The following is a 9,193-nucleotide window of genomic DNA, read 5'->3' as shown; positions in this document are numbered from 1 at the left end:
GTCCAGAACTAAACTTTATCCAAGCCCAGAACCGTAGTTTCTCTGATCGGAAAACAACCGTTCTCTAGCTGGATTTGGTTTCAGTACAACCATTAATCTTGAGCATTGGTCCCAAGACGCTTATGCTAAGCCAGTGTTGGTACCGGGTTTACCGGTAGCAAGCTCAACCTTAACAATCTTGCCGCCCATTTTCATAATCCGTTGCTGCTCACGGAACCAGTTTTCGAAGGGAACCAGTTTCGTGAAATAAGTATTTTGAAGTTCACGCTGCGTCCGAATGCGAGTTTGACTGGGAACGCAAGCCGTAATCTTAAACATCCGCATGGTGGCTATATCTCCTGAGTGGGCTGAGGAAGTGTTGAGTTTAAAGAAAATCAATCTGCAAAATTGCTTAAATACTGCGGACTACCTTTCTGGCATGAGCATCCGCCTAAAAGTAAGTTCGGAAGCCCAAAGTCAATCTTAGACTATCAAAACCAATCATTCATTGAAGACTAGTCTTTAACAAGCTAACACTCACTTCAGACTTCCGAACTTGAAGAGTTATGAGTTTTAAGTTCTGAGTTCAGGTAAGCAGTGCTCTAACTCATTACTTAAAATTCATCACTTAGAACTTACAGTTAGCTTAAGCCAGAGCTGATGTAGTCAAAGTAAACACCCATTTCACGGCCAGCGTCAGCACCGACTAGACCAGCGGTCACTTCCTTCATCGCCTGGATCGCTTGCACGGTAGCACCGATGGGTACACCCAGGGAGTTGTAGGTTTCCTTCAGGCCGTTCAGGACACGCTCATCCAGAATGGAAGGATCGCCAGCCAACATGGCATAGGTGGCATAGCGAAGGTAGTAGTCGAGGTCGCGGATACAGGCAGCATAGCGACGGGTGGTGTACATATTGCCACCGGGACGGGTGATGTCAGAGTAGAGCAGGGACTTAGCCACAGCTTCCTTGACGATCGCAGCCGCATTGGCGCTGATCGCGGTAGCGGCACGAACGCGCAGTTCACCCGTGGCAAAGTAGCTCCTCAGCTTTTCCAGAGCAGAACCGTCCAGGTACTTCCCTTGAACGTCGGAGGAATTGATGACAGCGGTAATTGCGTCTTGCATGATTAGAATTCCTTAAATCACGTAGTCTTACGAAATGCTTGATTGGTTATAGAAAGGAATTAGGGACTAAAGATCAGGGATTGGGGACAAAGCATCACCAGTCCTGGATCCTATCCTTTCTTATTGCATTGCGCCGATGATGTAGTCGAAGTAAGCGCCAGCTTCAGCCGCATCTTCACCAGACAGCAGGGAGCTAGCAGCCGCCTTCATGGCACGTACACCTTCAGCCACGGCGGGGATGGGAGTACCCAGGGAGTTGTACATTTCGCGCACGCCCACGATACCGATTTCTTCGATGGGAGTCACATCGCCAGAAACCACACCGTAGGTCACGAGACGCAGGTAGTAGTCGAGGTCACGCAGGCAGGTAGCGGTCATTTCTTCGCCATAAGCGTTGCCGCCGGGGGAAACGATGTCAGGGCGCTTTTGGAACAGTTGGTCGCCAGCTTGCTTGACGATCCGCTCACGGGAATCGCTCAGGGTTTGAGCAATCCGCAGTCTCTTTTCACCGCTGGTAACGAAGCTCTTGATCCGATCGAGTTCGCCGGGGCTGAGGTAGCGAGCTTCAGCGTCTGCATTCACGATTGACTTCGTGACAATACTCATTGATGGATTCCTCCAGAAGAATGTAACCGATTATTTAAACGGGGATTCCCAGATGGGCTTCTAAGTCTGCCTGCATGACCTGCAAACTTGAAGTGTTAAGAAGCAATCGCCTCGTTCAACCCTTCAAGCTAGCACTAGGCCACACCAAAATAAAGCCTGAACCTTTCTGGCGTGAGCCTCACAGGAACTCTAGACTTAGTTACCTTCCGCAATTATTGTGCGGCATTGGGTTCACCCTCCCAGTGGGAGTGTAATAGTTTGTAATATTTCCCTCAGATTTGTCATGAGGGATGGAGGATTAGGGAGTGAGGAGTGGGGAAGAGGAGTTTTGAGCTTTAAACCTTGTCCAACTCCAGAACCGTATTTTCTCTGATCGGCAAGTGAGTGTTCTCTGGCTGGATCTGGTTTAAGTTTTGAGTTCTAAGTTGAACTGAGAACTTAAAGCTGAGAACTTAAAACCTGCGAAGCTCACTGAGTGAAGGCGGAGGAGATGTAGTCCAGAAGGGTGAGGCGGTGGCCTGCGGCGATCGTGACTGTTTCACCATTAACGCCAGAGACATCGACGGAGCCGGATAAGCGCTCACACTGTACGAGGGCGACATCAAAGCGGCAGGTGGCAGTGACCAGAGTGGGATGGGCCATTAAAAACAGCTCGGCGGCTTTCCAGAGTTTGGCCTGTTTCTGAGCGGTAATGGCCAGAGAGCCGTCCCCATCCCAGTTGCCCCGACTGCGAGTTTTTACTTCTACAAAAGCTAGGGTTGTCCACTCTGGTTTATCTTCTGTCTGTAAGCCAGCAATGATGTCCAGTTCTCCCCAGCGGCATCGCCATCGTTGATGTAAAACCGTCCAGCCTTGCTGCGTTAGCCAGTGGGCAACCAGGGCTTCTCCTAATTTTCCCGGATCGGCGATTGGGGATTTTTTAGAGGATGGGGAGTACGATCGGGAAGAAGGTGACATAAATCGTATCAGACTGTTGCAGATTGAATCGGTTGGATAAGATAGCTGACAGATTCCGTTAGGATCAAGAATGTATCAATTTCATTCAGGGATTCAGTTGAAGCGACGGGAATTCCCCCATCTTGAAGGTTTCCCCGATTGAACAAAATTAGGCATTGTGATGGGTAGCAAACAGTTGATTGATTTAAAGAAATCTGCTCTCAGGCAGGAGCTAGTCAATTTCCAACCGTGCTGGCATCGGCGGCTTCTGGCTTGTCTATTTAGTATTCTTTTGTTCGGTATATCCTGCCTCTCGTGCTGGAATGCCGGAACCCAATCTGTTCTGGCGGAAGACTATAACAAGGAGTTTTTGATTGGTGCGGATTTCTCCGGACGGGTGTTGACCGACTCCAGTTTTACAAAAGCCAATTTACGGGAAAGCAACTTCAGTGGCGCAGATTTACAGGGAGTCAGCTTTTTTGGAGCCAACCTGGAGGGAGCCAATCTAGAGGGAGCTAATCTCAGCAATGCCACGCTGGATACCGCCCGACTGACCCATGCCAATTTAAAAAATGCGATTCTGGAAGGGGCGTTTGCCTTTAATGCCAAGTTTGATGGAGCGACGATCGAGGGGGCTGACTTTACCGATGTGGAAGTGCGCCAGGATGCCCAGTTGCTGCTCTGCAAATCTGCGTCAGGCACCAATCCCGTAACAGGCCGGAAAACCCGCGATACGTTAAATTGTCGTTAAATCAAAACAGATCCTAATCTCGAATATCTCCTACCCAGGGGGCTTGTACCAAATCCAAAAAGGTTACCTGGCGTTCGCGATCAAGCTCTGCAATCCGGCGTTTTTCAGCATAAATTTTTTGCTGATAGTAATCCAGTTCCTGAGCAGTGCTGGCATCGGTCTGTTCCCACAACTGCTCAAAATGGCGGCAACGCTTCTCGCACATAATCCGTTCCATCGCCGCGGTGGAAGCTCGAATGGTTAGGGGTGCTCGCAGAATATCCCGCTTGGTTTTCTCATCCAGTTGAAACAGGGGGTAAAGTCGGGCCATTTCACCGGGATAGTCGGTGCAGCGATCCTGTAGAAGGGAAATCAGGTCGGAGGGATTTTGGATTTTGGATTTTGGATTTTGGATTGTATCTTCTAAATTACTGACTGCCTCTTCTCCCTCACTCCTTCGCTTCCCCTCTCCTTCTCCTTCCAACTCCGCAATCTGTCGCCACAGGAAGCGATGATGAGCGAGACTGAATTCCAGATCCCGCTCTTCCATCGCGGCAACAATGGCCGATCGCTGCTCGGGAGCATGCAGATAAAGGCGCAGCAGTTGGGCTTCCGATTCTTCCAGCAGGTTACGATCGCTACGGGTTTGCCATTTGTGAGATCGTCCGTGCCAGCGTTCTCCCCGGACTTGAAGGCGCAGGTCTTCTTCCAGCTGCAGCATTAAGCGGGAGTCGCCATCACTCAAGCGTTCGGCGCAGTGGTGGATGTAATGGGTTCTTAAGGGGGCATTCGGCAGGCTTCCCAGCAATTTCACGATCGCCTGCACCGCCTCTTGAAACTGATCCGCCTGTTTCAAATCTTTGTCAGCGATCGCCTGTTCAATCTGCCAATCCAGCCAGAGGGGAGCCTGATCCAGCAGTTTCTGATACTGGTCAGCGGTATGGTGTTGCAAAAACTCATCTGGGTCTTTGCCATCGGGAATATTCAGGACGCGCAATTGAATGTCACCCCGGTAGGCCAGAGTTTCCACTTCCCCAACAGCCCGTTCTACCGCTTGAATTCCGGCTCGATCGGCATCAAAGTTCAGCACAATGCGGCGGGATTCGGTATAGCGCAGCAGTTGCTTCACTTGAGCTGAACTGAGAGCGGTGCCCATGGAAGCGACAACGTTGGTGATTCCAGCATGATGCAGGGCAATCACATCAAAATAGCCCTCCACGACGATCGCTTGATCTTGCTTGGCGATCGTAGCCCGTGCTTTATCCAGGCCAAACAGCAGCTTACCTTTATCAAATAATTCCGTTTCCGGGGAGTTGAGATATTTGGGCTGCTCATCGGTGAGGGTGCGACCTCCAAACCCGACTACTCGACCCTGTAAGTCATGAATGGGAATCATCAGGCGATCGCGAAAGCGATCGTAATAGCCCTCTCCTGTTTTGCGGGGCACCAATAATCCCGCCCGTTCCACTAACTCCGTTGGATAGTGCTTTTGCTCCACGAGATAGCCATACAGCGTCTCCCAACCGCCCGGTGCATACCCCAACTGAAACTGCTGGATTGTATCCTTACCAAGTCGGCGTTTCGTTTGCAGATACTCCAGCGCCACCTTCCCCTGGGGTTGCTGCAGCGCATGTTCATAAAACCGGGCCGTCAGCGCCAGAATTTCATAGAGTTGCTCCCGTAAAGACACCTGCCGCTGAAATTCCTGCCGTTCCTCTGGCTTCAGCGTCTGCACGGGCACCTGATAACGGCGGGCCAGATCCAGCATTACCTCACTAAAGGAACGCTTACCCAGTTCCATCAGGAATTTAATTGCGTTACCGCCCGCCCCACAGCTAAAGCAGTAATAAAACTGCTTACTCGGACTTACTGTAAAGCTAGGTGATTTGTCGTCATGGAACGGACACAACCCGACAAAATCTTTCCCCTGCTTGCGTAACACCACATGCTCAGAGACGACATCGACAATATCGAGGCGTTGCTTGATTTGTTCGATCGTGTCCGGATGCAAACGAGGAATTTCCATGGGAGGTAAGAGTTAAAAGTTAAGAGTTGAGATTTAAGAGCTTTGAAGTGTCCTTTGTCTTTTGTCGGTTAATGGTTTTGTACCCCGCGCCATCACTTGACCAGTGGCTCAGGACAAATGACCTATCCAAAGATTTGGATCCTAATCTTAGCGAACAGATTCCCACCTGCCCCATCTCTCCCAAAAAATTCCCTAATCTCCACTCACTTACCCCCTTCCCATTACCTCTTCACCCTCGCCTATTTCCCACTCCCCTTTTTCCATCACTGGAACGCCTGCCCATTAGATCAATCATCATCAGTATCAGTAGTAGGATGGGTAAAGCTTGGCGTGCCCATTCAAATCAGCCAGAATGGCAGGATGAAACGTTTCCCTTGGCCCATCCGACGTTTTTTCCAATTTGGAAGAAGTCTAATAAATCTAAATCATCCGTTGAGCCTTGGTAAGCCTCGGTTATGAGCCAAACCACCCACTCCTTCCTTGAAAAAATTCATTGGACTGTGCGCTGTGTTGCAGCCTTGCCCCAGTGTGAAGAAACCCGCTACGAAATGATCAATAGAGAACTGCTTGCGACGCGATCGCCCCACCGCATGTGTCTACTTCCCTAACTGCAGAGTCGTACCCCTCTAAATACCGTCTGCTGGGATTAGTCGGACAGGGGCACTTTGGGGGAGTCTATTGCGCCAGCCATCGAAAAACGGGGGCGATCGTGGCCCTCAAGGAACTCGATCGACAGCGGTTTTCTACCCAGAAATTTTTGCGAGAACTGCGATTTCTCCTGCTGTTGCAGCATTCCCATATCGTCACCTGTCGAGCCTTGGAGCAAACGGAAACGAGCCGCTATCTGGTGATGGATTACTGTGAGGCCGGAACCCTGCGAAACCTGTTGGATGAGGAGGTTCGTCTGCATCCCGTTGAGGGCCTAAACTTGCTGACTCAGGTTCTCCAGGGATTAGAACACGCCCATCAACGGGGAATCGTTCATTGTGATATCAAGCCAGAAAATATTCTGCTGACTGCGATCGCTGATGGTTGGACAGCCCGGATTTCAGATTTTGGCATTGCCCGGTTAAGTCAGGAGTTATTGCACGAAGAGTTTAGCAACACTGGATCGCCCGCTTATATGGCTCCAGAGCGGTTTTATGGCCAGTATTCCCCAGCTTCTGACCTGTATGCGGTCGGCATCATGCTGTATGAGCTACTGGTGGGTCGTCGTCCGTTTTCGGGTGCTCCTGCGGAACTGATGTCAGCCCACTTGAATCAAGCTCTCCAGATTCCAGATACGGTTCCCCCAGACTTAAAAAATGTCATTGCCACTGCTCTGCAAAAGCTTCCGGCTCGACGGTTCCGGTCAGCCGCAGAGATGCGAGAGTGCTTACACATGGCGATCGCCCATTCAGAACCGGAACTGAATTTGGGGTGGACAGCTCCGGCTCTCTTGCGACCGGGGCAACCTCCAGCCAGTGTGCCTTTCCAATTTATTGAGCAGGAGCCGTTAAAGTTGCAAATCCAGCAACTGGTGAGTTGCGATCGCCCCTTTTCATGGCCCAGCAATCAGGCTGGGGAGCAGCATTGCCAGCAGACTTTTGCTTCAACCTCTCAGCAATCAGAATTGGCCGTGTTGCGAGTGGCGGGTCAAAGAATCTGCTATCAAACGTTTGCTGCTATTGATCTGTTTGATCTTTCCCCTGCGAATTACACTCTAATTGCAGACGAATTTCAGCCGGTAGAACCTGCTCAGCCGAACATCGTATCGTCTCATTCCTGGCCCACTGTACAGTTACAAGAGCCAGTGCTGGATTTAGTCATCCGGCCCCAGGGATGTTTTGCAGTGACTGAAACAGCAGTCTATTTCCTGACTCTAGACCTATTTGCGAGTCAGCTTCAGGAGAGTGAGGCCGCAAACCTTAGGCCGCAGGTCGCAGGTCAACAGATCATTGATCGTTGTCCCATACTCACACCTCAACTGCTGATCGCCTTACCACAAAAAGCCCAGGTGGCGATCGACCCAGCCAGAAACTGGATCGCAGTGGTAGATTCTCAGACCAAGCACTTTAGGAGTCAATTGAACCTGTGGCACTTTAAGCCTTTCCTCCCCTTTCGGCCTGCGATCGTTCGCCCCATCACTCCCTGTTTTCAAATTCTGGCACTCGATTCCCGGCATATCGTCGCCTTTTCCCATGTCACTAATGGAGAAGCCTGCATTACAGGAGTGCAACTGGAGGGATTTACCCGCCGGGGAACCGCTTTAGGAACCCTGCAACTTCCCGTTCCGCTGCAGCCAATTGGCCTTACTTCTACCCCTTATCGTCTATTGGCTCTTGAACCCCAGTATCCCAGGTCAATCTTAGTCCTGGATCTGAAACCCTTACGGATTCAACGGATCGGTTTAGATATAACTCCTAAATATGTAGTCACCACAACCTGGGGTTCCTTACTGATGGCAGCAGATGACGAAATTGCTGTGTTGAACAATTACGGGCAAACGATCGGCAGTATTCATGGCCCTGCTCATCCCACCGCGATCGCCGCCCTCTCCCCCTACGAATTCCTGATTGCCACCTGGCACCAGAATCACGGCTGCCTCTATCGAGTTGACCTGCGGCAGTTGGATTTAGAAGTCATTTTTTAGGGGTTGGGGATGAGGGGATTATGCTTGCTGTTTGTTAATCCAAAACCCAACATCGCAAATCCACAAGCCCCCTTTCCTCCTGTCCCCCATTCCCGCTACCCTATTCCCTATTCCCTACTCCCTTCTGATCTGATGTCCTTTCATTGGTTAACTCCCAGTCACTTGATCGTCCTGGGACTGCTGCTTGTGTTTGCGATCGCCCACAGTGGTCTTGCGGCCCTGCGTCCCTGGGGTGAGCAGCGGATTGGTCCCCGACTCTATCGAGTCTTGTTTGCGCTGGTCAGTCTACCGCTGGCAACCGTGCTAATCATTTACTTCTTCAACCATCGGTATGATGGGTTGCAACTCTGGCAGGTGCAGGGTGTTCCAGGCGTGCGACCGTTGGTCTGGAGCTTGTCGGCCATTTCCTTTCTGTTTCTTTACCCGGCAACCTTTAATTTGCTGGAAATTGCCGCCATCCAAAAACCCCAGGTGCATCTGTATGAGACGGGCATTATTCGCATTACTCGTCATCCCCAGATGGTCGGACAGATTATCTGGTGTATCGCCCATACGCTCTGGTTGGGCACCACGTTCATGATCGTCACTTCAGTGGGACTGGTGCTGCATCACTTGTTTGGGGTGTGGCATGGCGATCGTCGCCTCTCTGCCCGCTATGGGGAAGCCTTTGCCGCTGTGAAAGCCCGCACATCAGTCATTCCGTTTCTGGCCATTGCTCAGGGACGACAATCATTGAAGTTGCAAGAGTTTTTGCGTCCCACCTATTTAGGAGTAGCCGGATTTGTTTTATTGTTTTGGTGGGCACATCCATTATTAATTCAAGCAACAGCCAACGTTCACTGGTAGGATATTTCCAAGCACTGTTCGGCACCTTCCTTGATAAAAGTAGTTAATAACACAATGGGCGATTTAACGTTTGAAAAAGAAATTTTAGAGTCTTCCAGTCCTGTTTTAGTTCACTTTGGTGCGCCCTGGTGTGGGCCTTGCCGCATGATCGAGCCGTTGCTTTCCCGATTTCAAGCAGAATGCGGCAGTCCTCTGAAACTGATTCGAATTAATGCCGACGAAAATATCAAATTAACCAGCCATGACCGAATTACTACCCTACCAACACTCCTTTTCTTTGTAAAAGGAGAACTGTTGCACCGGATGGAAGG

At 50.5% G+C, this 9,193-nt stretch carries 10 protein-coding genes; 5 read left to right on the top strand and 5 right to left on the bottom strand.

Annotated features, from left to right (window positions below; all coding sequences use genetic code 11):
• Window positions 1-120: 120 nt before the first annotated feature.
• The 4 genes from ACUVQO_RS21040 to ACUVQO_RS21025 all read right to left on the bottom strand — a co-directional run bounded on the left by ACUVQO_RS21040 (window position 121) and on the right by ACUVQO_RS21025 (window position 2,669).
• Window positions 121-324: a phycobilisome linker polypeptide gene (locus ACUVQO_RS21040; RefSeq protein WP_445927785.1), complete on the bottom strand. Its 204-nt coding sequence runs from the start codon at window positions 322-324 to the stop codon at window positions 121-123.
• A gap of 296 nt (window positions 325-620) precedes the next feature.
• Complete coding sequence (apcB, locus tag ACUVQO_RS21035; RefSeq protein WP_445927784.1) at window positions 621-1,106, bottom strand: allophycocyanin subunit beta; 486 nt, start codon at window positions 1,104-1,106, stop codon at window positions 621-623.
• 120 nt (window positions 1,107-1,226) lie between these two features.
• Window positions 1,227-1,712, bottom strand: a complete 486-nt coding sequence (gene apcA / locus ACUVQO_RS21030; protein ID WP_428362969.1) for an allophycocyanin subunit alpha — start codon at window positions 1,710-1,712, stop codon at window positions 1,227-1,229.
• A gap of 468 nt (window positions 1,713-2,180) precedes the next feature.
• Entirely contained in the window at window positions 2,181-2,669 is a 489-nt protein-coding gene (locus ACUVQO_RS21025; RefSeq protein WP_445927783.1) for a YraN family protein, read from the bottom strand.
• A 160-nt stretch (window positions 2,670-2,829) separates the two neighbouring features.
• On the opposite strand from ACUVQO_RS21025, the gene ACUVQO_RS21020 reads away from it, so the two are divergent.
• The gene (locus tag ACUVQO_RS21020) at window positions 2,830-3,399 is read left to right on the top strand and encodes a pentapeptide repeat-containing protein (protein ID WP_445927782.1); all 570 of its coding nucleotides are present in this window, start codon (window positions 2,830-2,832) and stop codon (window positions 3,397-3,399) included.
• A gap of 13 nt (window positions 3,400-3,412) precedes the next feature.
• Here the strand turns inward: ACUVQO_RS21020 and dnaG are convergent, their stop codons facing one another.
• A complete protein-coding gene (gene dnaG / locus ACUVQO_RS21015; RefSeq protein WP_445927781.1) occupies window positions 3,413-5,404 on the bottom strand; it encodes a DNA primase in 1,992 nt (663 codons plus the stop codon).
• 455 nt (window positions 5,405-5,859) lie between these two features.
• Here dnaG and ACUVQO_RS21010 point away from each other — a divergent pair, with 455 nt between their 5' ends.
• The 4 genes from ACUVQO_RS21010 to ACUVQO_RS20995 form a co-directional block, all read left to right on the top strand.
• Window positions 5,860-6,012 carry a hypothetical protein gene (locus tag ACUVQO_RS21010; protein WP_445927780.1) on the top strand — a complete coding sequence of 51 codons (153 nt, stop codon included), beginning with the start codon at window positions 5,860-5,862 and terminating at the stop codon, window positions 6,010-6,012.
• On the top strand, window positions 5,997-8,036 hold the full coding sequence (locus tag ACUVQO_RS21005; RefSeq protein ID WP_445927779.1) for a serine/threonine-protein kinase: 2,040 nt from the start codon (window positions 5,997-5,999) through the stop codon (window positions 8,034-8,036). The genes ACUVQO_RS21010 and ACUVQO_RS21005 overlap by 16 nt, the downstream gene beginning before the upstream one ends.
• A gap of 132 nt (window positions 8,037-8,168) precedes the next feature.
• Entirely contained in the window at window positions 8,169-8,882 is a 714-nt protein-coding gene (locus ACUVQO_RS21000; protein ID WP_445927778.1) for an NnrU family protein, read from the top strand.
• Between the two features lie 54 nt (window positions 8,883-8,936).
• A partial coding sequence (locus ACUVQO_RS20995) for a thioredoxin family protein (protein WP_445927777.1) occupies window positions 8,937-9,193 on the top strand: 257 nt, incomplete at its 3' end.

This window comes from Leptodesmis sp., from assembly GCF_052746595.1.
This window is presented reverse-complemented; position numbering and strand designations above follow the sequence as displayed.